Source organism: Mycobacterium sp., from assembly GCF_965230835.1.
GTDB lineage: Bacteria > Actinomycetota > Actinomycetes > Mycobacteriales > Mycobacteriaceae > Mycobacterium.
Window position 1 is genome coordinate 928,907 of record NZ_CBDDLW010000002.1, and the last position, 24,906, is coordinate 953,812.

At 62.5% G+C, this 24,906-nt stretch carries 20 protein-coding genes and 4 pseudogenes; 12 read left to right on the forward strand and 12 right to left on the reverse strand.

Annotated features, from left to right (window positions below):
* Positions 1-7: 7 nt before the first annotated feature.
* The 5 genes from ACO07W_RS04780 to ACO07W_RS04800 are packed head-to-tail and all read right to left on the reverse strand — an operon-like array spanning position 8 to position 4,311.
* Entirely contained in the window at positions 8-1,219 is a 1,212-nt protein-coding gene (locus tag ACO07W_RS04780; protein ID WP_421841242.1) for a cytochrome P450 family protein, read from the reverse strand.
* Positions 1,220-1,243: 24 nt separating this feature from the next.
* Positions 1,244-2,107, reverse strand: coding sequence for an ABC transporter permease subunit (locus ACO07W_RS04785; protein WP_421841244.1), 864 nt, complete (start codon positions 2,105-2,107; stop codon positions 1,244-1,246).
* Entirely contained in the window at positions 2,104-2,880 is a 777-nt protein-coding gene (locus ACO07W_RS04790; RefSeq protein ID WP_421841246.1) for an ABC transporter permease subunit, read from the reverse strand. The genes ACO07W_RS04785 and ACO07W_RS04790 overlap by 4 nt, the downstream gene beginning before the upstream one ends.
* On the reverse strand, positions 2,873-3,802 hold the full coding sequence (locus ACO07W_RS04795) for an ABC transporter ATP-binding protein (protein WP_421841248.1): 930 nt from the start codon (positions 3,800-3,802) through the stop codon (positions 2,873-2,875). Before ACO07W_RS04795 ends, ACO07W_RS04790 begins: the two co-directional genes overlap by 8 nt.
* On the reverse strand, positions 3,799-4,311 hold the full coding sequence (locus ACO07W_RS04800) for a GbsR/MarR family transcriptional regulator (protein ID WP_421841250.1): 513 nt from the start codon (positions 4,309-4,311) through the stop codon (positions 3,799-3,801). Before ACO07W_RS04800 ends, ACO07W_RS04795 begins: the two co-directional genes overlap by 4 nt.
* A 312-nt stretch (positions 4,312-4,623) precedes the next feature.
* On the opposite strand from ACO07W_RS04800, the gene ACO07W_RS04805 reads away from it, so the two are divergent.
* From ACO07W_RS04805 to ACO07W_RS04815, 3 genes and pseudogenes are all read left to right on the forward strand, one after another.
* Positions 4,624-4,800, forward strand: a complete 177-nt coding sequence (locus tag ACO07W_RS04805; RefSeq protein ID WP_421841150.1) for a hypothetical protein — start codon at positions 4,624-4,626, stop codon at positions 4,798-4,800.
* Complete coding sequence (locus ACO07W_RS04810; RefSeq protein ID WP_421841152.1) at positions 4,797-5,225, forward strand: MmpS family protein; 429 nt, start codon at positions 4,797-4,799, stop codon at positions 5,223-5,225. The genes ACO07W_RS04805 and ACO07W_RS04810 overlap by 4 nt, the downstream gene beginning before the upstream one ends.
* Positions 5,222-5,737, forward strand: a pseudogene (locus ACO07W_RS04815) (MMPL family transporter); the annotation flags it as partial. The gene ACO07W_RS04810 and the pseudogene ACO07W_RS04815, both read left to right, overlap by 4 nt.
* 51 nt (positions 5,738-5,788) lie before the next feature.
* Here the strand turns inward: ACO07W_RS04815 and ACO07W_RS04820 are convergent.
* Positions 5,789-7,063: an IS256 family transposase gene (locus ACO07W_RS04820; protein ID WP_421840071.1), complete on the reverse strand. Its 1,275-nt coding sequence runs from the start codon at positions 7,061-7,063 to the stop codon at positions 5,789-5,791.
* Positions 7,064-7,172: 109 nt separating this feature from the next.
* On the opposite strand from ACO07W_RS04820, the pseudogene ACO07W_RS04825 reads away from it, so the two are divergent.
* The 6 genes and pseudogenes from ACO07W_RS04825 to ACO07W_RS04850 form a co-directional block, all read left to right on the forward strand.
* A pseudogene (locus ACO07W_RS04825) lies at positions 7,173-9,605 on the forward strand (RND family transporter); the annotation flags it as partial.
* 69 nt (positions 9,606-9,674) lie between these two features.
* The gene (locus ACO07W_RS04830; RefSeq protein WP_421841252.1) at positions 9,675-11,228 is read left to right on the forward strand and encodes an ATP-dependent DNA ligase; all 1,554 of its coding nucleotides are present in this window, start codon (positions 9,675-9,677) and stop codon (positions 11,226-11,228) included.
* 76 nt (positions 11,229-11,304) lie between these two features.
* Positions 11,305-13,560: a carbon starvation CstA family protein gene (locus tag ACO07W_RS04835; RefSeq protein WP_421841254.1), complete on the forward strand. Its 2,256-nt coding sequence runs from the start codon at positions 11,305-11,307 to the stop codon at positions 13,558-13,560.
* 428 nt (positions 13,561-13,988) lie between these two features.
* Positions 13,989-15,065 (forward strand): phosphatase PAP2 family protein, encoded by a 1,077-nt coding sequence (locus ACO07W_RS04840; RefSeq protein ID WP_421845812.1) that lies wholly within the window; start codon positions 13,989-13,991, stop codon positions 15,063-15,065.
* Positions 15,066-15,118: 53 nt separating this feature from the next.
* Entirely contained in the window at positions 15,119-15,442 is a 324-nt protein-coding gene (locus tag ACO07W_RS04845; protein WP_421841256.1) for an SMR family transporter, read from the forward strand.
* Positions 15,439-16,029, forward strand: coding sequence for a TetR/AcrR family transcriptional regulator (locus ACO07W_RS04850; RefSeq protein WP_421841258.1), 591 nt, complete (start codon positions 15,439-15,441; stop codon positions 16,027-16,029). Before ACO07W_RS04845 ends, ACO07W_RS04850 begins: the two co-directional genes overlap by 4 nt.
* A 31-nt stretch (positions 16,030-16,060) precedes the next feature.
* Here ACO07W_RS04850 and arsB read toward each other — a convergent pair.
* The 3 genes and pseudogenes from arsB to ACO07W_RS04865 all read right to left on the reverse strand — a co-directional run bounded on the left by arsB (position 16,061) and on the right by ACO07W_RS04865 (position 18,505).
* Positions 16,061-17,568: pseudogene (gene arsB / locus ACO07W_RS04855) on the reverse strand (ACR3 family arsenite efflux transporter).
* Positions 17,565-17,945, reverse strand: a complete 381-nt coding sequence (locus tag ACO07W_RS04860; RefSeq protein WP_421841260.1) for an ArsR/SmtB family transcription factor — start codon at positions 17,943-17,945, stop codon at positions 17,565-17,567. Before ACO07W_RS04860 ends, arsB begins: the two are co-directional and overlap by 4 nt.
* An 80-nt stretch (positions 17,946-18,025) precedes the next feature.
* Positions 18,026-18,505, reverse strand: coding sequence for an ArsI/CadI family heavy metal resistance metalloenzyme (locus ACO07W_RS04865; RefSeq protein ID WP_421841262.1), 480 nt, complete (start codon positions 18,503-18,505; stop codon positions 18,026-18,028).
* Between the two features lie 99 nt (positions 18,506-18,604).
* Here ACO07W_RS04865 and ACO07W_RS04870 point away from each other — a divergent pair, with 99 nt between their 5' ends.
* A complete protein-coding gene (locus ACO07W_RS04870; protein ID WP_421841264.1) occupies positions 18,605-18,964 on the forward strand; it encodes an Rv2640c family ArsR-like transcriptional regulator in 360 nt (119 codons plus the stop codon).
* Between the two features lie 13 nt (positions 18,965-18,977).
* On the opposite strand, the gene ACO07W_RS04875 is transcribed toward ACO07W_RS04870, so the two are convergent.
* The 3 genes and pseudogenes from ACO07W_RS04875 to ACO07W_RS04885 all read right to left on the reverse strand — a co-directional run.
* Positions 18,978-19,880, reverse strand: coding sequence for a CobW family GTP-binding protein (locus ACO07W_RS04875; protein WP_421841266.1), 903 nt, complete (start codon positions 19,878-19,880; stop codon positions 18,978-18,980).
* A 16-nt stretch (positions 19,881-19,896) separates the two neighbouring features.
* Positions 19,897-21,123, reverse strand: a complete 1,227-nt coding sequence (locus tag ACO07W_RS04880) for an IS110 family transposase (protein WP_421845748.1) — start codon at positions 21,121-21,123, stop codon at positions 19,897-19,899.
* Positions 21,124-21,474: 351 nt separating this feature from the next.
* Positions 21,475-22,107: pseudogene (locus ACO07W_RS04885) on the reverse strand (amidohydrolase family protein); the annotation flags it as partial.
* A gap of 93 nt (positions 22,108-22,200) precedes the next feature.
* On the opposite strand from ACO07W_RS04885, the gene ACO07W_RS04890 reads away from it, so the two are divergent.
* Together ACO07W_RS04890 and ACO07W_RS04895 are read left to right on the forward strand one after the other, a co-directional pair.
* Positions 22,201-22,410: a hypothetical protein gene (locus ACO07W_RS04890; RefSeq protein WP_421841268.1), complete on the forward strand. Its 210-nt coding sequence runs from the start codon at positions 22,201-22,203 to the stop codon at positions 22,408-22,410.
* A 45-nt stretch (positions 22,411-22,455) separates the two neighbouring features.
* Positions 22,456-24,813, forward strand: coding sequence for an arylsulfatase (locus tag ACO07W_RS04895; RefSeq protein WP_421841270.1), 2,358 nt, complete (start codon positions 22,456-22,458; stop codon positions 24,811-24,813).
* The last annotated feature ends 93 nt before the right edge of the window (positions 24,814-24,906 follow it).

Sequence of the window (24,906 nt, forward strand, 5' to 3'; positions counted from 1 at the left end):
TCGGCCCTCAGCCCATGATCACCGGGAGGCCTCGCAGACGGTTGAGCAGGGGTACCGGTTGCAGACTCAGCTCCTCGGCCGCCACCGCCAAAGTCAGGTTCGGGAAGCGTTCGATCAGGTTGGCGATCGCGATCTGTGTTTCCATCCGGGCAAGATGCGCGCCCAAGCAGAAGTGATTTCCTTTACTAAAGGCGAGATGGTTGTTGGGGTCGCGGGTGATGTCGAAACTATCGGGTTTATCGAACTCCGCGGGATCGCGGTTCGCCGATGCCAGCAACGCCATTACCATTGCCCCTTGCGGGATGGTCACGTCGTGCAACGTGATGTCTTCGGCGGCGAAAGTCGTTGCCTCGGTGCCTCCGACGGTGCCGGTGTAACGCAGCATCTCCTCGACCGCACTATCGATCAGCTCAGGTTGCTGCTTCAGCAGGGCGAACTGCTCGGGGTGAGTCAACAGGGCGGCGACACCATTGGTTATCAGGTTGAAGGTGGTCTCGTAGCCAGCCGCGATGAGCAGGAAAATCATTGCGATGACTTCGCCCTCGGACAGGCTGTCGTCATCCTCGGAGGCGTGAATCAACCCGGTCAGAATATCCTCTGCGGGGTCGGCACGACGCTGGTCGATCAATCCCCGCAAGTAGTCAACGAAGCCGTCCATTCGCTCTGCCGCGCCCTCAAGGCCGTAGGTAGCCACGCCGTCAAACAGCAACTCGATGTAATCGTGGAAGGTGGACCGATCCTGCTCAGCCACCCCCACTATCTCGTTGATGACCGTAGCCGGCACCGGCAGCGCGTACTCCTGCTGTAAGTCGACGTGCTGTCCGGGCTCCATCGCGTCCAGCAATTCACGGGTGACAGTCTCTACTCGGTCTCCCAGAAGAGCGATCGCTCGCGGGGTGAACGAGCGGCTGACCAGCTTGCGCAGCCGCATGTGCTCGGGGTCGTCCTGGTAAATCATGCCGGAGGTGAGCAGCCGCAGCGACTCTGGCAGTGGCAGCGGTTCGGCGCCGGGGACAACGCGGCGGATTCTTGGGTCGGTGACCATATTCAGGCAGTCTCGATAGCGCGACACGAAGTACACGTCCTGATCTCCCATCAACGCCAGCCGCCCGCGATAGACCGGGGCCTCGCGCCGCATCCAGTCGTAGTAGCGGTGCTGGTTGGCGTTGAACTCGGCGCTGCCGACGACGATCGGGTGGTTGATCTCGAAATCGATCACAGTTTCCATAGATTCTCCCGTTCGTTAGCCGCGCAAGTCGCGACGGTGGAAAATGGCCGCGGCAAGCGCCATCAAGATCGCACTTGCCGCGGCCAGGACGGTCAAGTGTGCGACGTCGATGCCACTGACCAGCGGGTTGGCAGCGTTGAAGTAATACCAGGGGCTGATCTTGGCCCCGCCCGCCAAAGCATCGGACAGCGGCAGTATTGCGCTGGTGGTAAACGCAACCGCAGCCAAGGCGCCAGCGCCGGCAGTGGCTAAGCGTCGGTCGCCGGTGATAGCCGCAATCAGGATCGCCATCACTCCGAAAAGGATGCCGAGCATTACGGTGTGAGTCACCGCGCCGATGATGCCGCCGGCGGTCAACCCGAGGTTTCCGATCAGGTCGGCAACCACCAGACCGACCGACAGCAGCACTGCTACGACCAGCACATGAACGACCATCGCCCCGGCTTTGGTGAACAGAAAGGTCAGCCGATCGACCGGAGCGGCGAGCAGCAGTCCGAGAGTTCTGCTCTCTTCCTCGCCAGCGGTAGCGCGGGCGGCGGAGATCACCGCGACGGCAACCGTACCCGCGGGAGCGACAACCGACATGAGTTCGGCGTTGGTGAAACCGATTCCGGAGGTGAGGTCGCCGCCGGGAAATGCCTTCGCGATCGCGTCGACGAATGCCGCGGGCAAGCCGGCGAAAGTATCCCGCAATGGTGGCCAGAGCGCACCGACAAACGCACCCATCGCGATCATCAAGGTGCCGACGACAGCGGCGAGCATCAGACGGTCACCAATAGACTTCACCAGCAATGCCGTCACCATCCGGCCACGATGTGCATTGGGAAATGCCTTGCGATACTTCGCCGATTCTCCGAAAGAGGTGGCCACCTTCGTCATCCCGTCAGGTCGCGCCGCTCGAAGGCGGCCCCCGCGGCCACGAGCGCACCGGCGGCCAGCACCGCCAACACGGCTACATGCTGCGCGCTGAGACCGTTGCGCAGCGGATCTGCCCCGGCGTAGTAGTACCAGGGGCTAAGCCGAGCCCAGCTGTGCAAGCCGGCTAAAGGCAACATGGCATTGGTGACGTAGCTGACGGCAGCAGCTATCCCGGTAGCGCCGGCTGCCAGGCTGGGCTTGCCGGTGGCGGCTCCGATCGCTAGGGCAACCGATCCGAACGCGGCCGCGAGCAGGAAAAGATGCACCGATGTGGCGACCACACTGGTTGCTGCCACACCGATGCCAAACACTGCCGCGGCCACAGCCGCAGACACCCCGAACAACGCCACACATACAGCGAGCGCAATCGCCAGCCCGCTGGCCTTGTCGGCGAGAACCGCACGGCGCGTGACTGGTTGGGCGGCAAGCAGGTCCAAGGTTCCCGTTGCCTCCTCCCCCGCAACGGCGGCGGCACCAGTCACCACCGCATACGTCACTAAAGCGAACGGGGCAATCAGGTTGAACACTTCACCCACGACATAACCGCCTGGGACATCGGCGCCGATAAAGGCATTCAAGGCGTCGGGGAAACCTCTGGTGAGATCGGTGATGGTGTCTTGCAGGCCGGCGCTGATGGCCAACGCTGCGACCGTGAACAGCGCCAAGACAACAGCCAGAGTAATTACCGGCAGACGACGTTCGGCTAGATCTTTGGTCAGCACCGCGCTAGGCATCGGCGCGCTCGTTCGCCGGGTCCGCTCGATCGACGCCGGTCCGGTAGTAGGCCAGGAACACCTCTTCAAGATCGGATTCTCGGCTGTTGAGGTTGACCACCTCGTGGCTCATCGCGGCTTTGAGAATGCCGTTGACCGAACCTTCGAAAGACACCTGGGCGTGCCGGTGGTCCACTTCGACACTACGTACACCCGCCACGCCACTGAACAAGTCACCAGGGACCACCGCTGCGAACTCAAAGTCAATGCGGCGGATGGCTTTACGTTTGAGTTCAGCAACGCGCTCGACCACGATCAGCTCACCCTCGCGGATGATGCCCACGCGGTCGGCGACCCGTTCGACTTCCGAAAGAGTATGCGAGGACAAAAATACGGTGCGTCCGTCGTCACGCACCTCGTCGAGCATCGCATGGAATTCCTGTTGCACTAACGGATCTAGCCCCGCGGTGGGCTCATCAAGGATCAACAACTCCGGTCGGTGCATGAAAGCCTGAATAAGACCGATCTTCTGCCGATTGCCAGTGGAGTAATCCGCGACTTTGCGGGACAAGTCGGCGCCCAACCGCTCGGCCAGCGCATCGACGTAACGTTGGTCGACTCCGCCACGAAGCTGCGCGAAGTACCGAAGTGTCTGCGCACCCGTCATTTTCGGGTACAACGCCAAGTCCCCGGGCACATAGCCGATCAGGCGCCGGATCTTCAGCGACGCGTAATGACTGTGCAGCCCCAAGACTTCGGCATATCCAGCCGACGGGCGAATCTGGTCGAGCAAGGTGCGAATGGTGGTCGACTTCCCAGCGCCGTTGGGACCCAGGAAGCCAAATACCTCCCCGCGGCACACCTCGAGATTCAAATCCTTCACCGCGGCGATCTCACCGAAGTTCTTACTCAGCTCTTCGGTGCGGATCGCCGGCCCGCTCACGCGTGATCTTCCCCGGTCTGACCAGGGAAATCTTGCAGGGCCTTGGTCACAACTTGTTCCATATAGGCTGACAAATCTCGCATCTGCTGCAGCCGCCGAACGCGCTCCGGCGGGGCGTCACGCAGCGCCCGCAACCCGGCGTCAGCAAGATCCTGCATGTCAGCCATCGCACGAACACGTTGCTGCTCCCCAGCCAAGAAGGCGTTGGGCCGCAACCGAAAATAGGTGCGCCGATCCCCCGCGATCCCCAACCGCTCGACAAAGCCGAACTGGATCAGCATCCGCGCATTGATGCTGATACCGCCACTACTCGCCGCCAGCGCCGTCGCCAACTCCTCGGAAGACTGCCGTTCCGGATCGCAGACCAGCAGCCAACCCAGCAGTCGGCCCGCCAGCCGGGTCAGGCCGTTGGACTCGAAGTACCCACCCAACTGCTCGACGAAAGCCATGATCTCAGCGTTCGTACCACCATCGATGCGCGCGCCATCTACACTGTCGTTGACGCTCACAACATTCACTGTAGTGTGAAATTACGTCAGCTGTCGAGATATCCGGCAGCTGTGTCGCGGGCCGCTAATCGCGATCTTCCCCGCAGGACAGCCCAACCGGACGACAGCTACCCAACCGAATTTCCGAATCCAGTGCCGCTCGTCACGGGTGCGAATACGCAGTGAGCTAGACCACAGGATCGGATCGAGAATTTGCTTAGCCGGACTTGACGTTCACAAGTTTCACCGTACTCTGAAATCTGTTCGGGTGCCGATCGGGTTTGTGGTGTCTGACCGATATCGACGCCATCCGGCAATAAAAAGGGGATGTCAGTGATGAACGCGACCCGTCATGGGCCACTGAGCCTGACCACGCTCTATGGCCGGTTGTGTGTCGATGGCGTCGATGGCGGTGGCGTGATCAGCGGTGCGGTCACCATGTCGGTGGCGGGGTTGGCTCAAGCGGTTATCGGTGATCGTGGTGTCGATCGACGCCGGGGGCCACAATGATCGGACACCTCAAGCGTGCCTGGATTCCGCTGCTGATCCTGGTCGTGGTGGCCATCGGCGGTTTCTCGGTCAACCGAATCCGCAGCTTCTTTGGTTCCGAAGGCATCATGGTCACACCGAAAGTCTTCGCTAACGACGCCGAGCCGTTCGACCCCAAGGTCGTGACCTATGAGATTTCTGGCTCGGGAAGCCACGCCGACATCAACTACCTCGACCTCGACGCGAAACCACAGCGCGCCGACAACGCGGTCCTGCCCTGGAAACTCACCCTAAAAACCACCGCACCGTCTGCAGCGCCGACCATCCTGGCCCAAGGCGACGGCGACTCAATCACCTGCCGAATCACCGTCGATGACAAAGTCAAAGCCGAGAGGACCACAACCGGGGTGAACGCCTTGACCTACTGCTTTGTGAAGTCCGCATGAGCGCCCCCACAACAGAGGCACCCACCGACGCATTCGCGCCGCTACCTGCCCCGGCGCGACCATGGCTGCCGCGGATGATCCGCACCTTCGCCATCCCACTGATCCTTGGCTGGGCAGCTGTCATCGTGGCCCTCAACGTCATCGTGCCCCAGCTCGAAGTCGTCGGACAGATGCAAGCGGTGTCCATGAGCCCCGAACAAGCCCCCGCGATGATCTCAATGAAACGCATGGGCAAAGTCTTTGAGACAGGCAACTCCGACAGCACAGCGATGATCGTGCTGGAAGGCCAAAAACCCCTCGGCGCTGACGCCCACCACTTCTACGATCAAATGATCGTCAAGCTCAAAGCCGACACCACACACGTCCAGTCCCTCCAAGACTTCTGGGGCGATCCCCTAACCGCCACCGGCGCCCAAAGCAGCGACGGCAAAGCCGCCTACGTTCAAGTACAACTAGCCGGCAATCAAGGCGAGTCCCTGGCCAACGAGTCGGTCGAATCGGTGCAAAAGGTGGCGTCTTAGGACTGGTGTAAAAACGCTGGGCGCATGTTCCTGGTGGTCATGTTACGCGGCGGTGGTGTCGGTCGTGGTTGTTGTGGTGGGGGGATGCAGTGGGCGGGGTGGCTCGAGCAGTTGGTGGCGTAGTTCTTGGAGGTGGCGGCTGGTCGCTGATGTTTGGGTGACTCCGCGCCAGCCGCGGCTGGCGCGGTCGAGGACGGCCCATACCAGCGACAGACAGCTGGTTTCGCCGGGTAGGCGGCCGATGACCTTGACCCGGCGACGGGATTCTCCGAAGGTGCGTTCGATGAGGTTGGAATGGCGGATGCGTGTCCAGTGTTGGCGGGGGAAGCGCAAATGCACGCTCAGCGAGGCGAAGTCGTTGGCCAGGCAAGCGACCGCGGCTGGGTAGAGCCCGCGGTATGTGGTGGTGAACTCCTCGGCGCGGCGGGTGGCTTCATCCACGGCCTGCTGGCCGGGTGGCTGGTCAATGTCATCGAAGATCGACCAGAACGCGGCTTTGATCTCGTCCTGGACCGCGACAGGTGTCTTGGCGATGACGTTACGGCAGCGATGGATCAGACACCGCTGACGCAGGCTTGCCGGAAACGTGGTCTCCCATGCGGCGATCAGGCCCGGCGCCCCGTCGGAGATGCCCAGTAGCGGCGGGCGTAGTCCCCGGTTCCTCAGGTCAGCCAAGAAGTCGGCCCACGCATCAGCCGACTCCGCTGCGGCTGGGGCCAGCCCAATAAACAGGGGCTTGCCGTCGGTGCAGATGCCCCAGGCGGCCAGCACCGGCTCGGCCGGGGCGTTGGGATGCATCCGAAAGTTCGAGGCATCCAAGAACAGGTAGTCCAACACCAGCTCATCAAGGCGTCGAGACGACCACGCAGCGAACTCGTCTTTGATGGCCGCACAAATCCGGCTCACCGTCGAGCGCGACAACGCCGCCTGCGAGCCCAGCACCTCGGCCAACGCGGCCTCGATGTCGCGATCCGACAAACCGCGCACCCATCCCGAAATCACCAACGCCTCCAGAGCGTGGGTGCGCGTCACCCCGGCACCGAATAGCCGCGAACAGAACCGCTCGTCGGTGTCGCGTAGTTTCGGGCGGCATAATTCGACCGAGCCCATCGTGGTCTTCACCGTCGCCGGCGGTTGATACCCATTGCGGTACCCGCCCGGGCCGTCCTGAACCCGACGCTGGTGACGGGCTCGGCCCAACACTGCTTCTACCTCGGCCTCCACGGCGACCTGAAACACCAGACGCACCGATAACCGCCCGACCTCCTCCAAAATCTCGGTCAACGGCCGCTCGGTCGCGGCGAACAACTGATCCATCTCAACACGCACACGCTCAATCGGCGATACTCGCTTGGTCACGGGCGTAGCCCCTCCTTCATAGCTTTCGTCGGTTGCGACGGAACCTACGCCCGTGACCATTTACACCAGCGATGAGACGCGACCTGTGCAAAACATCATCGACAGCCTCACCCCACCACCCGGGGTCAACGTCTTCATCACCGGCTTCGCCGCCCTATCAGCCGATCAACAACAAGCCGGCGACCGCAGTCTGCAAGTCATGGAAATGGTGACCTTCACCGTAATCATCGTGATGCTGCTGCTGGTATACCGATCCATCATCACCGCCGCAATCATGCTGTCCATGGTCGTTTTTGGACTCCTGGCCGCCCGCGGAGTCGTGGCATTCCTTGGCTACCACCACATCATCGGCCTATCAACGTTCGCCACCAACCTGCTCGTCGTGCTCGCCATCGCCGCAGCCACCGACTACGCCATCTTCCTCATCGGTCGCTACCAAGAAGCCCGCGGCAGCGGCCAAGACCGCGAATCGGCCTACTACACGATGTTCAGCGGAACCGCCCACGTCGTCTTAGGCTCTGGACTCACCATCGCCGGAGCCACCTTCTGCCTAAGCTTCACCAGACTGCCCTACTTTCAAACCCTCGGCGTGCCACTAGCGATCGGCATGGTCATCGTCGTGGTCACCGCACTGACCCTCGGACCGGCAATCATCGTCGTCACAAGCCGATTCGGCAAACTCCTCGAACCCAAACGCATGGCACGAGTACGAGGCTGGCGCAAGATCGGAGCCGCCGTCGTACGCTGGCCCGGCCCCATCCTGATCGCCACCATGGCCCTAGCACTGGTCGGACTACTAACCCTGCCCGGATACCACACCAACTACAACGACCGCGCCTACCTACCCTCAGACCTACCCGCCAACGAAGGATTCGCCGCCGCCGAACGCCACTTCTCCCAAGCCCGAATGAACCCCGAAGTACTCATGGTCGAAAGCGACCACGACCTACGCAACTCAGCCGACTTCCTCGTCATCAACAAAATCGCCAAAGCCATCTTCGCCGTCGAAGGAATATCACGCGTACAAGCCATCACCCGCCCCGACGGCAAACCCATCGAACACACCTCCATCCCATTCCTCATCAGCATGCAAGGCACCACCCAAAAACTCACCGAAAAATACAACCAACAACTAACAACAAACCTGCTCAAACAGGTCGACGATATGCAAACCACCATCAACCAGATGGAGGAGATGCGAAATATCACCCTGCAGATGGTCAATGTCACCCACGGCATGGTCGAACAGATGAACAAGACCGTGGTTGACGTCGAGGGGCTGCGGGACCACATCGCCGACTTCGACGATTTCTTCCGCCCCATCCGCAACTACTTCTACTGGGAAAAACACTGCTTCGACATCCCCGTCTGCTGGGCAATCCGGTCAGTGTTCGACACCCTCGACGGTATCGACCTCATGACCGAGGACATTCAGGACCTGCTGCCGCTGATGGCACGTCTAGACACACTCATGCCCCAGATGGCGGCGTTGATGCCCCAGATGATCCAGACCATGAAACATATGCAGGCCCAGCTGATGACTATGCATTCCACGCAGAAAGGCATGCAGGACCAAGCCGCAGCGATGCAAAAAGACTCATCAGCAATGGGCGAAGCCTTCGACGCCTCACGCAACGACGACTCGTTCTATCTGCCCCCCGAGGTATTCGACAACGCCGACTTCAAACGCGGCATGAAACAATTCCTCTCACCAGACGGACACGCGGTGCGCTTCATCATCAGCCATGAAGGCGACCCCATGACCCAAGCCGGCATCGACCGCATCGACAAAATCAAAACCGCCGCCAAAGAAGCCATCAAAGGCACACCACTAGAAGGATCCACCATCCACCTAGCCGGAACCGCCGCCATGTTCAAAGACATGTCCAACGGCAACACCTACGACCTACTCATCGCCGGAATCGCCGCACTCTGCCTCATCTTCATCATCATGCTGATCATCACCCGCAGCGCCGTCGCCGCAGCCGTCATCGTCGGAACCGTCGTCTTCTCACTAGGAGCATCCTTTGGACTCTCAGTGCTCATCTGGCAACACATCCTCGGCGTAGAACTGCACTGGATGGTGCTCGCAATGGCCGTCATCATCCTGCTCGCCGTCGGCGCAGACTACAACCTGCTCCTCGTCGCCCGACTCAAAGAAGAAATCCACGCCGGAATCAACACCGGCATCATCCGAGCCATGGGCGGCAGCGGATCCGTCGTCACCGCCGCCGGCCTCGTCTTCGCCTTCACCATGATGTCCTTCGCCGTCAGCGAACTACGCGTCATGGCCCAAGTCGGCAGCACCATCGGAATGGGACTACTCTTCGACACCCTCATCGTCCGAGCCTTCATGACACCAGCAATCGCCGCCCTACTCGGCAAATGGTTCTGGTGGCCCCAAGTCGTACGCCAACGCCCCAAACCCGAACCATGGCCCACCCCACCACCAACACCAAAACACTCATCTCTACGCGTCCAAGACCTCACCACAGCCTAAAGACGAGAAGATATTCACCAGCGTCGAGCACCAGGCTCCGGGCAGGCGCGAGCCATGCCAAGCTGAATCGTGCTCCTTTTTGACGTGGCCATCACGTCGGCGGTCGTAGCTGGCACCTCGTCGCGCCTGGCCAAGGTCGCGCGGATCGCGGATCTGTTGCAGCGCGCCGCGCCGGATACCGAACTGGTCGCGATCGTCGTGTCATGGCTCTCAGGTGCACTGCCACAGCGGAATATCGGTGTCGGCTGGGCGTCACTGCGGTCGCTACCTCCGGCCGCGCCGGACCCGGTGCTCACCGTCACCGAGGTAGACGCCGCTTTCTCCGAGATCGGTGCGGTAGCGGGCAAGGGCGCCCAGGCTAGCCGCGCTGCGCTTCTTGAGAGGTTGTTTTCCGCGGCAACCGAATCCGAGCAGACCTTTCTGCTGCGACTGCTGAGCGGCGGGCTGCGGCAAGGCGCCCTGGGCGGAATCATGGCCGACGCGGTCGCCAAGGCCGCCGGAATCCCTGCCACCACCGTGCAGCGCGCCGCGATGCTGGGCGGAGATCTGCCGAAGGCTGCAGCCGCGGGTTTGGCCGGCGGGGCAGCGGCGCTCAATTCGTTCACGCTGCGGGTCGGCCAGCCGATTGGCCCGATGCTGGCGAAGACCGCGACCGACACGACCGATGCCCTCGAACGTCATGGCGGTACAACGATTTTCGAAACCAAACTCGATGGCGCGCGGGTGCAGATCCACCGCTCCGGAGATGACGTCACCGTTTTCACCCGAAGTCTTGACGACGTGACCGCCCGGCTGCCCGAGGTAGTTGACGCGACGCTGGCCCTGCCGGTGCACGACCTCGTCGCCGACGGCGAGGCGATCGCGCTACATCCGGACAATCGACCACAACGCTTCCAGGTCACCGCGTCGCGGTTCGGCAGGTCTGTCGATGTAGCGGCCGCCCAGGCCGCACAGCCGCTTTCGGTGTTCTTTTTCGATATCCTGCACCAAGATGGCGTCGACCTGCTCGACGCATCGACCACCGAGCGACTGGCGGCTCTCGACACGCTGGTCCCAGCCCCACAACGGGTCGATCGGCTGCTGACCTCCGACGTATCGGAGGCGGCCCGCTTCCTGGAAGCTACCTTGGCCGCCGGTCACGAAGGGCTGGTGGCAAAGTCACCGTCCGCGCCCTATCTGGCCGGTCGTCGTGGAGCCGGCTGGCTGAAGATCAAGCCCGCACATACCCTCGATCTGGTAGTGCTCGCCGTCGAGTGGGGTTCCGGCCGGCGCCGCGGGAAACTCTCCAACATTCATCTGGGCGCGCGTGATCCGGCGTCGGGTCGATTCGTCATGCTGGGAAAGACTTTCAAGGGCATGACCGACGCCATGTTGGACTGGCAGACCGTCCGGTTTCGCGAACTAGCCGTGAACGAAACAGACAGAACCGCCGATGGGCCAGCCGGCAGTGGCATCGTCGTGGTGCGACCCGAACAGGTCGTGGAGGTGGCTTTCGACGGGGTGCAGGGATCGTCGCGCTATCCGGGTGGGCTGGCGCTACGGTTTGCCCGGGTGGTGCGCTACCGCGACGACAAGGGCCCCGGCGAGGCGGACACCATCGATACCGTACGCGCGCTGTACTGAACCGCCGCCAACATGAATCCCGCAGGGCGCTACCTACCGCGGGCAGCGGTGGGTTCACCCGCGTAGCGTTCCTGCCGTGCCGGTCCACCGTCAAGACATCGACTACATCCGCACCGAGGCCGACCAGCCACCTGTCGCGATCATCGACCGCTCCCCCATCAGCGTCAGACACAAAATGTTTTTCGGAGCCATCGCGGTGATTGGCGCGATCGCGTGGGCGATTATCGCGTTCGTCCGCGGGGAGACGGTGAACGCGGTCTGGCTGGTGGTGGCGGCGATCTGCACATATGTCATCGGATTCCGCTTCTACGCGCGGTTGATCGAAATGAAGATCGTGCGCCCCCGCGACGACCACGCCACTCCTGCCGAACGTCTCGACAATGGGGCCGATTACGTACCCACCGACCGACGCGTGGTGTTCGGTCACCACTTCGCGGCCATCGCTGGGGCCGGGCCACTGGTTGGTCCGGTGTTGGCCGCGCAGCTGGGTTACCTGCCCAGCACCATATGGATCGTGGTGGGCGCGGTGCTCGCGGGCTGCGTGCAGGACTACCTGGTGTTGTGGATTTCCACTCGACGACGTGGCCGTTCCCTGGCACAGATGGTTCGCGACGAGCTCGGCGCCATGGCAGGCACGGCCGCCCTGCTGGGGATCCCGATCATCATCGTGATCCTCATCGCGGTCCTGGCGCTCGTGGTGGTGCGGGCGCTGGCGCAGAGCCCCTGGGGTGTCTTCTCGATCGCCATGACCGTTCCCATCGCTCTGTTCATGGGCTGTTACCTGCGATTCCTGCGCCCCGGCCGGGTAACGGAAGTGACCGTGATCGGCTGCGCGCTGCTGTTGCTGGCGGTTGTCTCCGGTAGCTGGGTCGCCACGACATCCTGGGGCGCCGCCTGGTTCAGCTTGTCACCGGTGGCGCTGTCTTGGCTGCTCATCGGCTACGGATTCGCGGCATCGGTGCTGCCGGTCTGGCTGCTGCTAGCCCCGCGGGACTACCTTTCGACCTTCATGAAGGTCGGCACCATTGCCCTGCTCGCGATCGGTGTCTGCCTGGTGCGCCCGGTCATCGCGGCGCCCGCGATATCGCAGTTCGCCGCGAGGGGCGACGGACCGGTGTTCGCCGGCGCGCTGTTCCCGTTCTTGTTCATCACGATCGCATGTGGCGCGCTGTCTGGATTTCACGCGCTGATCTCCTCTGGGACCACACCCAAAATGCTGGAAAAAGAGGGTCAGATGCGCCTGATCGGGTATGGCGGCATGATGACTGAGTCGTTCGTCGCGATAATGGCGTTGCTCACCGCGTCGATCCTCGACCAACACCTGTACTTCACCTTGAACGCGCCAGCCGCGAAGACAGGCGACACCGCGACCACCGCCGCCCAGTACGTCAACGGCCTCGGCTTGTCGGGACGCCCAATGACGGCCGACCAAATCAGTCAAGCCGCGGCTAGCGTGGGCGAGCAGTCAATCGTGTCGCGAACCGGCGGAGCACCGACACTGGCATTCGGAATGTCGGAGATGCTGCACCAGGCGTTCGGCGGCGCGGGATTCAAAGCATTCTGGTATCACTTCGCGATCATGTTCGAGGCGCTGTTCATCCTCACCACAGTCGATGCGGGCACCAGAGCTGCGCGTTTCATGGTCTCAGACGCGTTGAGCAACCTGGGTGGCCCGCTGCGCAAGCTGCAAGATCCGCGCTGGCGTCCCGGCGCCTGGATATCCAGCCTGGCAGTGGTCGCCGCCTGGGGCAGCACCCTGCTCATCGGCGTGACCGATCCGCTGGGCGGCATCAACACACTATTTCCGCTATTCGGTATCGCCAACCAGCTGCTCGCGGCTATCGCGCTGACTGTCATCACCGTGATCGTGATCAAGCTGGGGCGACTGAAGTGGGCGTGGATCCCGGGCGTCCCGTTGCTGTGGGATCTAATCGTCACACTGACGGCGTCGTGGCAGAAGATATTCTCCGCCGATCCTGCCGTTGGCTACTGGACTCGGCATTTCCAATACTCGGCAGCCAGGCAAGCCGGCGAGACGGCCTTTGGCTCGGCGCACGACGCCCACCAACTTGACGACGTCATCAGGAACACCTTTATTCAGGGCACCTTGTCGATCATTTTCGCCGCGGTGGTTGTGGTCGTCTTCGTCACCGGAATCATCGTCGCGCTTAAGTCGGTTCGCGGCTCGGGACGGCCATTGACCGAAGAAGACCCGGTGCTGTCGAAACGATTTGCGCCGTCAGGGTTGATTCCCACTGCCGCAGAGCGGAAGGTGCAAAGGCAATGGGACGGTACCCGGCGACCACCCGGCCCACCACGAGCCAAGCGGTAACCGGCAGCCGAACCTGCTCGGCGTTGGCCAACCAATCATTTGCCGGCGCATGACTGGCGCGGCCTTGGCTGCGGTTGCGCAGTTCACCGCGGCAGAAATTCGGGCGCTTCCGCCTTACCCGCCGCTCTACCCAACGTTACGACATGCTGCGCTAACCAGGGTCGGTAGCACTTATGCGTTGCCCAGCATGTCATACAATGAACGGCTACCAGCCACAGCACGATGTAGGAGACAGCGGCTTCCATCACAGCGGAGGAGTTTGCCCCGTGTCATTGACGACGGGTCGAGACGACCAGGTGTTCACGGGCGAACCCCCAGCAAAACCCACCAGCATAAGCAGCTCCGCGGCCGGACCGAGCCCCTCTGCAGAAGCGGTCGCAGCTGCCGGTCCTGGACACCGAGAAACCACCACGCCGCCGGGACACCGAATGCTGCTCGCGCGGCGCGCTGCAATTGCGGTCTGGGCCCTTGTCGTTGTGCACCAGACACTGACAGCCGGGTTCGCGTTCGACCGAGGGCTACTGCTGCTCTACATCAGCACCGGGTTGGTCGCGGCGAGCATCGGCCGCCGCCGCAAAGTACTGATGGTTTTTCGCGATTGGTTTCCGCTCGCGCTGGGGCTGTTGCTCTACGACCTCAGCCGCGGCGCTGCGATGTGGGTCGGCAGACCCACGCTGTGGCAGCTTCAGCCAGAAGTAGACCGCTGGTTGGGCTTTGGGGCCGTGCCGACGGTCTGGCTGCAAGAGCACCTCAAGATGCCCACTCCGCCATGGTGGGAGGTGATCGTCAGCAGCGTTTATATGTCGTATTTCATCGTCCCGTACGCCGTTGCAGGCTGGCTCTGGGTGCGCAATCGAGACGATTGGAAAGCGTTCGTGGTGCGATTTGTCGCGTTGTCTTTTGCCGCGGTCGCTATATATGTCGTCATACCGGCGGCCCCACCATGGGCCGCCGCCCACTGCACGACCGACGACATCGCCGGCGGCCCCTCCAACCCCACATGCATGTTCGCGAACCCAGCAAGCGTTCCCGACGGCGGGCTGCTCGGCGCCGTGCATGCCCACCACGCCGGTGCCCATCAGTTCGTGGAACGAATCTCGACGCGGGGCTGGGACACGCTGCACTTGCACTCCGCGGGTGCGCTGGTCGACTCGGGACAGGCCAGCGTGAACCTGGTGGCGGCGATTCCGTCGCTCCATGCCGGGCTCACCGCCATGGTTGCGGTATTCCTCTGGCACCGTGTCCACCGCCGATGTCGTCCGTTCCTGATGATCTATGTGCTGACTATGGCCTTTGCCCTGGTTTATTCCGCCGAGCACTATGTCGTCGACATCCTGATCGGCTGGGCATTGACAGCGCTCGTGCTGAGTGTGATCGGCCAGGTTGAATCGCGTTGGCTGCTCGGATCCGGGCGTTCGCCTGAGGCGACCACGGCGAACTCGACGCACGATGCTGGTAGCACAGCTGCGAAAGAGCCGCGACAAGCCGACCTCCTCGATGACTAAATCCAGTACGGAATGTACGTTTGTACATGTACATCCGTACACAAGGAGGGGTCTTGGCTTATCTGTTCCTCGTGTGTGCGATCGCCGCCGAGGTAGTGGCTACTAGCCTGCTCAAGAGCACAGACGGCTTCACTCGGCTGTGGCCGACCCTGGCCTGCCTGGCGGGCTACTCGGTTGCGTCGGCACTGCTGGCGCTATCGATCTCGCGCGGTATGCAGACCGATGTCGCCTACGCGTTGTGGTCGGCACTCGGCACGGCCGCTATCGTCCTCATCGCGGTGCTGTTCCTCGGCTCGCCGGTGTCCGCGGCAAAGATTGCAGGTGTTGGCTTGATTGTCGTCGGCGTCGTCACGTTGAACCTGGCCGGGGCCCATTGAGCCCGGCAGTCGAGCGGCGTCCGCGCGACCCGGCCGGTCGCCGGCAGGCGATCGTCGAGGCGGCTGGACGGGTGATCGCCCGCCAAGGGCTTGGCGAGCTGACCCACCGCAGGGTGGCCGCCGAAGCGGACGTCCCGGTGGGGTCGACGACGTATTACTTCAGCGATCTCGACGCGCTGCGACAAGCCGCGCTCGCGCACGCGGCAACCGCGGCGACCGACGACCTGGAGCAGTGGCGCCGCGATCTCGACGAGCACGCCGAACTTCCCACCACACTCGCCCGGCTCGCCGCCAACTACCTACACAACGAAGATCGGTATCGCACACTCAACGAGTTGTACATCGCAGCGGCCTATCGACCCGAGTTGCAGCGCCTGGCCCAGCTGTGGCCGCAGGGGCTGGTCGCCCTGCTCGAACCGCGCGTTGGCCGACAGGCGGCCGAGGCAGTCACCGTGTTTCTGGACGGCGCCACGCTGCACTCCCTCATCAGCGGTACCCCCCTGCATACCGACGCGCTCGCCGACGCGATCAGCAGGCTCGTCGAAGACGCTCCACCAAGAGATGCCAACGGCCTCGAACGCTCATAGGTCGGCCAAGCAGGCGTTCGCCGCCTGACGCTCAGTCGAGCCCGGCGACGAGGTCGCGGTAGAGGTCGTCGACCCGGCGAGCGATGTCGTTGCGGACCAAGCGCATCCGCTCAATACCGTCGATGCCGCGCTCGGAGGGTTCATCGGTGAGCCATATGTCGAGCTGAACGCCAGTAGGCGGCTCGACGCGGGCTTCACGGCCAAGGACGATCACCCGGTCGACCCGCCGCAGGAGATCGGGATCAATGGGTTTCGGATGCTCGCCGGAGATGTCGATGTCGACCTCGGCCAGCGATTCGGCCGAAAGCGCGTTGAGCGCGGTTCCGGGGCGCGTGCCCGCCGAGTGGACCTCCACCAAGGCACCGGCGGCTTTGCGCATAAGCCCAGCAGCCATTTGTGATTTTCCTGCGTTCTTGACGCAGACAAACAGCACGCTTGGGTTGGCAGCCGTCACGGCGCGGTGCTTTCGGCGACGGCGAAGCGCGCCCGTAGTGCGAGTGAGACATACACGAGCGCGACCAGGACCGGCACCTCAATCAGTGGCCCGACGACGCCGGCCAGCGCCTGGCCGGAAGTAGCCCCGTACGTGGCGATGGCCACGGCGATGGCGAGTTCGAAGTTATTCCCGGCGGCGGTGAAAGCCAGCGTGGTGGTGCGCGGGTAGCCGAGACCCAGACCGACGCCGAGCAAGTATCCCCCACCCCACATGATGGCGAAGTAGGCCAGCAGGGGCAGCGCGATGCGGGCGACGTCCAGCGGGCGACTGGCAATCTGGTCACCCTGCAGCGCGAACAAGATGATGATGGTGAACAGCAGTCCGTAGAGCGCCCACGGCCCAATCCTGGGCAGGAAGCTCGACTCATACCAAAGCCGGCCCTTAGCCTTTTCCCCCAGCCGCCTGGACAGATAGCCGGCCAGCAGCGGGATGCCCAGGAAGATCAGCACCGACTTGGCAATTTCCCATGCGGATGTCGAGATGGTGGTCTGTTCCAGACCGAGCCAGCCCGGCAGCACCGACAAATAAAACCAGCCGAGCACCGCGAACATCACCACCTGGAAGACCGAGTTCAGGGCGACCAGGACCGCGGCAGCCTCGCGGTCGCCGCAAGCCAGGTCATTCCAGATAATCACCATCGCGATGCAGCGGGCCAAGCCGACGATTATCAAACCGGTGCGGTATTCCGGCAGGTCCGGCAGCAGCAGCCAAGCCAACGCGAACATCACGGCCGGGCCAAGCACCCAGTTCAACACCACCGAGCCGATCAACAGTCGACGGTCCCCGGTGACCGTGTCGAGCCGGTCGTAACGAACCTTCGCTAGCACCGGATACATCATGATCAGCAGACCCAGGGCGATCGGCAGTGAAATCCCGTCGATCTCAACGTGATTCAGCGCGGTGTTCAAGCCGGGTATCAGCCGGCCCAACAGCAGCCCCATCGCCATCGCGATCCCGATCCAGACCGGAAGAAAGCGATCTAGCAGCGACAGCTTCTCGACAAGACCTGCATCGGTGGCGGTGTCAGTATCGATGTCGGTCATGCGCGCACCCCTTCATTTGACGGCCTGTCGGCAATGCTGAGCAGGGCTGACAACTTTCTGATCGTTTCGGGAACTATGGAGTAGTAGACCCAGGACGCGCGGCGCTCCGCGACCAGAAGTCCGGCGTCACGCAGCACCTTCAAATGGTGCGAAATAGTGGGTTGGGAAACGTCGATGTCTGCGGAGATGTCACAGACACAGGCCTCGCCACCGGCATGGCTCGCGACCGAACTGAACAACCGCAATCGCACTGGGTCGGCCAGCGCCTTCAGAATGGCAGCCGCTTCGTCGGCCGCCTCGGCAGCGAGCGGTTCACGCACCAGCTGAACAAACTCGCAGTCGGACGCATTGGTCAACGACCACTCTGATTTCGACATAGGTCTATATTGACACATATCGAATCCATGGGCACGACGAACATCCGTGTCGACAATGCGTCCGGCCGCAACCGCCTCCCTCAACAACAACGCGCGCCGACCTCGACCGGCTCGACGCCGTCGGCGGCACCCCCGCAGCAGACATCCCCGTTGGCGACGCCCGCCTCCACACGCTGGGGACCACTGTCGAACGTCTCCGAATCCGCCAAAACGGTGTAGACCTCCCACCTCTCCCCGGCGGGTCCGGCCACCCAGACCTTGTCCTGGGTGGCATAGCAACAGGTGGTGCCAATCTCCTCGTCGGTGACCAGGCCCGCCCTACCGAGCCTGGCGATCTCGGCGCGTACCGCGTCACTGGACTCAACTTCAACGCCAAGGTGGTTGACCGTACCGCCGCGACCAGGGTTTTCAACGAGTACCAACTTCAGCGGCGGCTCGGCGATCGCAAAGTTGGCGTACCCAGGCTTGACCTTTGCGGGTTCGGAATTGAACAGCGCCGAGTAGAAAACGACCGCGGCGTCGAGGTCGTCGACGTTCAGGGCGAGTTGTATGCGGGACATGACATGACCCTCCTTGCTTATGTGACTTATATCGAATTACCGCACCCCCAGGATGCCACCTTTTTGACATAAGTCAATGATTGAGGCAGGGTTGGCGCTATGCCCAAGGCCCTGCCGATGATCGATATGTCCGCGCCGGTGTGCTGCGCGCCGGTGGCGGCCGGGCCGATGACCGACGAAGACGCGCTGCACGTCGCGCTGCGGCTCAAGGCACTAGCTGATCCCGCCCGCGTCAAGATCATGTCGTACCTGTTCAGCTCTTCAGCCGGTGAAGAAAACAGCGGCGCTTTGGCCGTGGCCCTTGATTTGACCGAATCGACCGTAAGCCACCACCTGAGCCAGCTGCGACGGGCCGGCCTGGTCGACTCGGAACGCCGGGGTATGAACGTCTACCATCGACCGCACCGCGACGCGGTCAAGGCATTGTGCGCGGTCTTGGACCCCGGGTGCTGCCCCTAGTACGAAACTCGGCTCAGACGTTGGCATGGCAGGCATCGAAGGCCTTGCGCAACGTTTCGGCGTCGACGGCGCCCCGTGCACCGATCGCCACGATGCGAGTCCGCGCGACACGCGACCCCCAAGGGTCAAGCAACGAGATTTCTAACCTGCGCCCCACCGTCTGCAGCACCACGCGAGTGTCGGGATGATCGGCGGCGTAGATGATGCCTTTGCAGCGATAGACCGAGCCGGGAAGCTCGCGGCGAACCGTCTGCTCCAACGCATCCAGTGACAGTGGCCTGTCTGACTCGTAACTGCAGGTCTCAAAGTCACGACCGTGGTTATGATCGCCGTCCACGGCCTCGACGACAACATGCCGGGATGCGTCGAAGCGGCCTACACCAAGCAAGACCTCGAAAGGCACCTCGCAATAGTTGGCTTCGAGGATGCGCACGCGGCGCAAATTGTGGTTGATCCACGACCGCACCAGAGCGGTCTGGGCAGGCCCGGCAAGATCTACCTTGTTCACGATGACCAGATCGGCTGTGCCGACCTGACGCAACTTCAGCATCGCAAGTCCTGGCGCATCCTCGATGTGGGCAAAGGCCTGGTCGGCGTCGACCACACACGTCACGCTGTCGAGGCGAACCTTGTCGGCATGGGCGGAATCGTTGAACGTCACCCAGATGCCGAGCGGATCGGCGACACCGCTTGCCTCCAGCACGATGTACTCAGGCGGTTGATCCGTCGACAGGAGTCGGGCGACAGCGCCTACTAAATCGTCGCGAATCTGACAGCAGACACATCCGTTGGCCAGGCTGATCACCTCATCGTCGACGTCGACGACGAGATCGGCATCGATGTTGATCGCACCGAAGTCGTTGACTAACACGCCTACTCTCAGGCCGTGGTCACTGGTGAGGATCCGATTAGACATCTCACGAAGTTAAAAGTCAAGCCACGAGCGAGGGAGGAGGTGGAAAGGCTAGATGTTCGGTGTAGTGCTGGCCGGTTTGCAGGCAGTGGTGGAGTTGGCCGAGGAATTTGTTGAACAGATGTCGTTGGGCTTGGTGGTTCCAGTCTCCTGCGGCGCGGCGGGTGTCGTAGTGGCGACGGGCGCCCGGCGAGGCGCGCAGCGATGCCAAAGCCCAGATGGGACCCACGGCGGCCAGGCGCCGGTTCTTGATATGGCGGTGCAACACGAGGGTTTTCTTGCCGCTGGCGCGGGTGATCGGCGCGGCTCCGGCGAATGCTTTCAGTCCGCGGGCGTCGGTGAAGCGGGCGCGGTCATCACCGATCTCGGCGAGTACCCGGGCACCGGCCAGGTTCCCCAGTCCGGGGAAGCTGGTGATGATCGTGGAGTCCGGGTGCTGCTCAAAATGGGCGGTTGCCGCCTCGGCGAGATCAGCAGCAGTGGTGCAGGCAGCCTCGAACTGACCCAGCAGCCCTGCCAATTGGATACCCATCGCGTTCTCCACGACCGGTGGTTGGTGCAGGTAGGTGTCGGTGAACACCTCCCGCAACCGTTCGATGTCACGGTCGAGATGGCGGCGGCGGCCGGCCTTGGCCAGCAGTCGGCGCAGTCGGGCCGGGGTCAGCTTGGTCGCCTGGGTGGGGGTTGGTGCAGCAGCCAAGATGGTGCGCGCATCTCGACGAGCCAGCCCGCCCTCGGGCAGGTCGGCGAACGCGGTGATGGCCGCCGGGTAGAAATCTTTGAGCACATCGCGAATCTGGTTGCCGATGTGTTGACGTGCCCATACCGCGTCTTGCTGAGCGCGGGCCAGCACCCGGATCGCCTGGGCCAACTCGGTGTCGGCGGGCAATGGGCGGTGCGCGCCGGGGTCGGTGCGCACAATATTGGCCAGCAGCACCGCGTCGGCACCATCGGATTTGGCCCCCGACACCGCATACCGTGCCCGATACCGCGAAGCCGCCAACGGGTTGATCGGATAAATCACCCGGCCAGTTTCTCGCAGCGCCGCCACCCACAGGCCACGATCAGTTTCCATCCCCACTGGTATCGGATCAGCGGCACTGTCACCGGCCTCAGCCAGCAACGTCAACAGCTGCGCGAACCCGGCCGCATCATTGCCCAGCCGTGCACGGGCTACCACCCTCCCGTCGTCATCAACCACAGCAACATCGTGATGCTCAGTAGCCCAGTCGATTCCACAAAACAAGCCCAAGACGTCCTCACTTTTTCGTCGGTGGATGGTTGCGCCGTTACCGGTGGACTCACGCGGCGCCCTAATCGCGGGACTCCAAGGTCCGTCATCTCACTAGCCGTCCGTGACTCCAGCACATCGCAGGACTTCGTTCTGTCGAAGAGCTCAAGGCTCGAGAACAACCATCAGGAAGTCACCCCTGCGACGGGCTCGGGCAACGGAATCTCACCACCAACCCGACAAGACCTGCCGCCAGACGCGCCGCTCTTTCTCAAGTCGTCGAACGACGGGAACACCAGACGTCACCTGACGGCAGATCCCGCAAGAAACAGGCCCCGGTCACCAACACCCGGACCGGTAACCAATCCCTACTAAACGATTAGGTGAGCACGGCGCCAGCGCGATCTGCAGCTTCGAACCGAAACTCGGGTCGTGGTAGGTATTCACCGCTTCGACGTAGGCACCAAGAATGGCGTCGATCCCCTCGACGACGTCATCGGGCGGCAGGCCGCCGGACGAGGCGCCTAAGTCCATCGAGCCACGACTGGGATGAAAACGCAGGCCGATCTTTTGCGCGGCTGCCACCTCCGCACCGAGCAGGTCACCACCGCCGGACGGAAAGATGTACTGGTGGTCCATTGTGGTCGAGCAGCCGGTAAGCGCTAGAGCGGCGAGCGCGGCACTGGCCGCGGCGTGTTCAAGCTCTGCATCTATTTTCGCCCACAGTGGATACAACGTGGTCAACCATTCGAACAGCGTTCCGTCTTGGGCGTATCCGCGGGTGATCCACTGGCTCAGGTGGTGATGAGTGTTGACAAGGCCCGGTGTAGCCAGACAACCACGGCCATCAACGCGCGTAGCACCAACCACCGTTGGCGCGGGACCGTCGGCGACTGCCGCAATTAGCCCGTCGGAGACCACGATGTGCCCGCTGCGGTACTCGGTGCCAGCGTCGTCGACTGCCGCGATAGCGATACCGTCAAGCACAAGATCGGCCATGCGCCATCCTGCGTCGTTAGCTGCGAACCTGTCAATTGCCGACCGATGCGCCGCTGGATCAGATTTCAGCGGTCATCGCGGCGATGGCGCTCGTTGAAAGTTGTTTTCCTTGGTCATGACTGGCAACCATTTGCATTCGTAATCGATGCTGAATCCGATTTCTGCAGCGTCGACCGCAACCGAGAATCGGTATTGGATATTTGCGGCGCCGAAAAACTCAGACGGGCTGGCGCATCGGGGCTAGGCTTCGCAGAATCGACACTTGTCGACCCATTTGGTGCGGTGCGCGGCTTGAAGATCTGACGAGCGGTAACTGGTCGCGCAGATCAAGCGAAGGGAAAAACCGACATGCCGCAGCAGCCTGAGCACTCCGGCCGTCACGTTCTGCCAATTCCGGATACCCCCGCCAAGGGCAGGATCGCGCTGGACGCCAGAGAGGCTGAGTTTCCTGCCTATCGGCCGCTTCGCCCTCCAGCTGGGGCACCCAACGTTGTGGTCGTGCTGATCGACGATATGGGTGCGGGCGCGCCGAGCGCGGTCGGTGGGCCGTGCCGGATGCCTGCGATGGAGCGTGTCGCGCAGCGGGGTCTGACATACAACCGATTCCACACCACAGCGCTGTGTTCTCCCACCAGGCAAGCGCTGCTAACAGGCCGCAACCACCATGCGGCCGGCATGGGTTCGGTGTGTGAAGTCGCGACCGGCGCGCCCGGCAACGACAGCGTGCGCCCCAACACGGTGGCCACCGTGGCAGAAATGTTGCGGCTCAACGGCTACAGCACGGCGGCATTCGGCAAAATGCACCAGACGCCGACATGGGAGGTCAGCGCCTCGGGACCGTTTGATCGATGGCCGACCGGCGACGGTTTTGAACGATTCTTCGGATTCGTGGGCGGCGAGACGAATCAGTGGGCACCCACCTTGTACGAGGGAACAACTCCGGTCGAGCCGTGGGGCACCGCCGCGGACGGATACCACTTCTCCGAGGACATGGTCGACAAAGCGATCGCCCACGTCCGGAATCTGCACACCATGACTCCCGACAAGCCATTTTTCCTCTACGTGTCGTTCGGCGCGACCCACGCACCACACCATGTTCCCGCCGAATACATCGAGCGCTACCGCGGCCGATTTGACCGGGGTTGGGATACCGTCCGCGAGGAAACCCTGGCGAACATGAAGCAGCGCGGCATCGTGCCCGAGGACACCGTACTCACTGATCGGCCCGAGGGCGTGACGGCTTGGGCGGACCTTAACGACACGCAACGCTCCGTGTATGCCCGGCTGATGGAGACTTATGCTGGTTTCGCTGAGCACACTGACGCTCAAGTCGAGCGCCTCATGGACACGCTCGAAGACATCGGGGTCTACGACGACACCTTGTTCATCTATATCGCCGGTGACAACGGAGCCAGCGCCGAAGGCGGCGTAGATGGCACATTCAACGAGTTGATGGCGCTGAACGCAATCCCGCAGAGTCTTGGCGAAGTGCTCAGCCGCATCGACGATATCGGCGGGCCCATGGCCTTCAACCACTATCCGGTCGGGTGGGCACACGCAATGAACTGCCCGTATCAGTACACCAAACAGGTGGCCTCGCACTTCGGGGGAACCCGCAACTCGATGGCGCTGAGCTGGCCGGCCACGGTGCGTGACGCCGGCACTGTCCGCCCGCAATTCACCCATGTGATCGACATCGCCCCGACGATCTTGGAGGCCGCCGGGCTTCCAGAACCGATCTCGGTCAACGGTGTATCCCAGAAGCCGATCCAAGGCTGTTCTCTGGCATACACGTTCGACAACGCCGACGCGGCCGAACGGCACATCACCCAATACTTCGAAATGTTCGGCAACAGGGGCATCTACCACCAGGGGTGGACAGCTGTCACCCGCCACTACTTGCCGTGGATCACCCGGCAACGACCCTCATTCGACGCCGACCAGTGGGAGCTCTACGACACGACAACGGACTGGAGCCAGTCTCGCGACTTATCTACCGAAATGCCAGACAAGCTACGTAAACTTCAGCAGCTCTTCCTCATCGAGGCGTCGAAGTACGACGTCTTTCCACTCGACGACCGCACCTACGAGCGGTTCAACGCGTCACTCGCGGGACGACCGGACCTTCCTGGGGGCCGCACGACAATGACCTTCTACCCAGGCATGGACCACCTGATGGAAAACACCGTCCTCAACGTCAAGAACCGCTCACACACCATCACCGCCGAGATCGAACTGTCCGACAAGGCGACCGACGGCGTGCTCATCGCCCAAGGAGGCCGATTCGCTGGATGGAGCTTTTATGTGAAGAACTCCCGCCTCAAATATGCCTATAACTGGTTCGACAGCGAACACACCACGATCGAATCCACCGCGCCACTCCCCACGGGAGTCGTTAACGTCAGGTATCACTTCGCTTTCGAAGGCGGGGCGCCCGGAGCCGGCGGTACCGGGCGGCTCTACGTAGGCGACCAGCTTGTCGGTGAGGGACGCATCGAGCGGACAGTTCCCTACGTATTCTCCGCCGACGAGACCTTGGACATCGGTCGTGATCTGGCCCTGCCTGTTACTAGTGACTACGCCGAAGGTCATGCCAACGCGTTCCAAGGCACGCTCAGGTGGGTCCGAATCGACCTCGAAGATGACGATGTCGGTCACCACGAACCGGAGGCAAACAAGTACCGCCGAATCATGGCGCACCAGTAGGCCCGCAGGGATTTGCCCGTCGAGGGTCTTTGCGCGAAATTTCACCAGTACAATGCCGGTAAGCGGTCGTGCGTTGTGGTGGCGGCCGCAGGG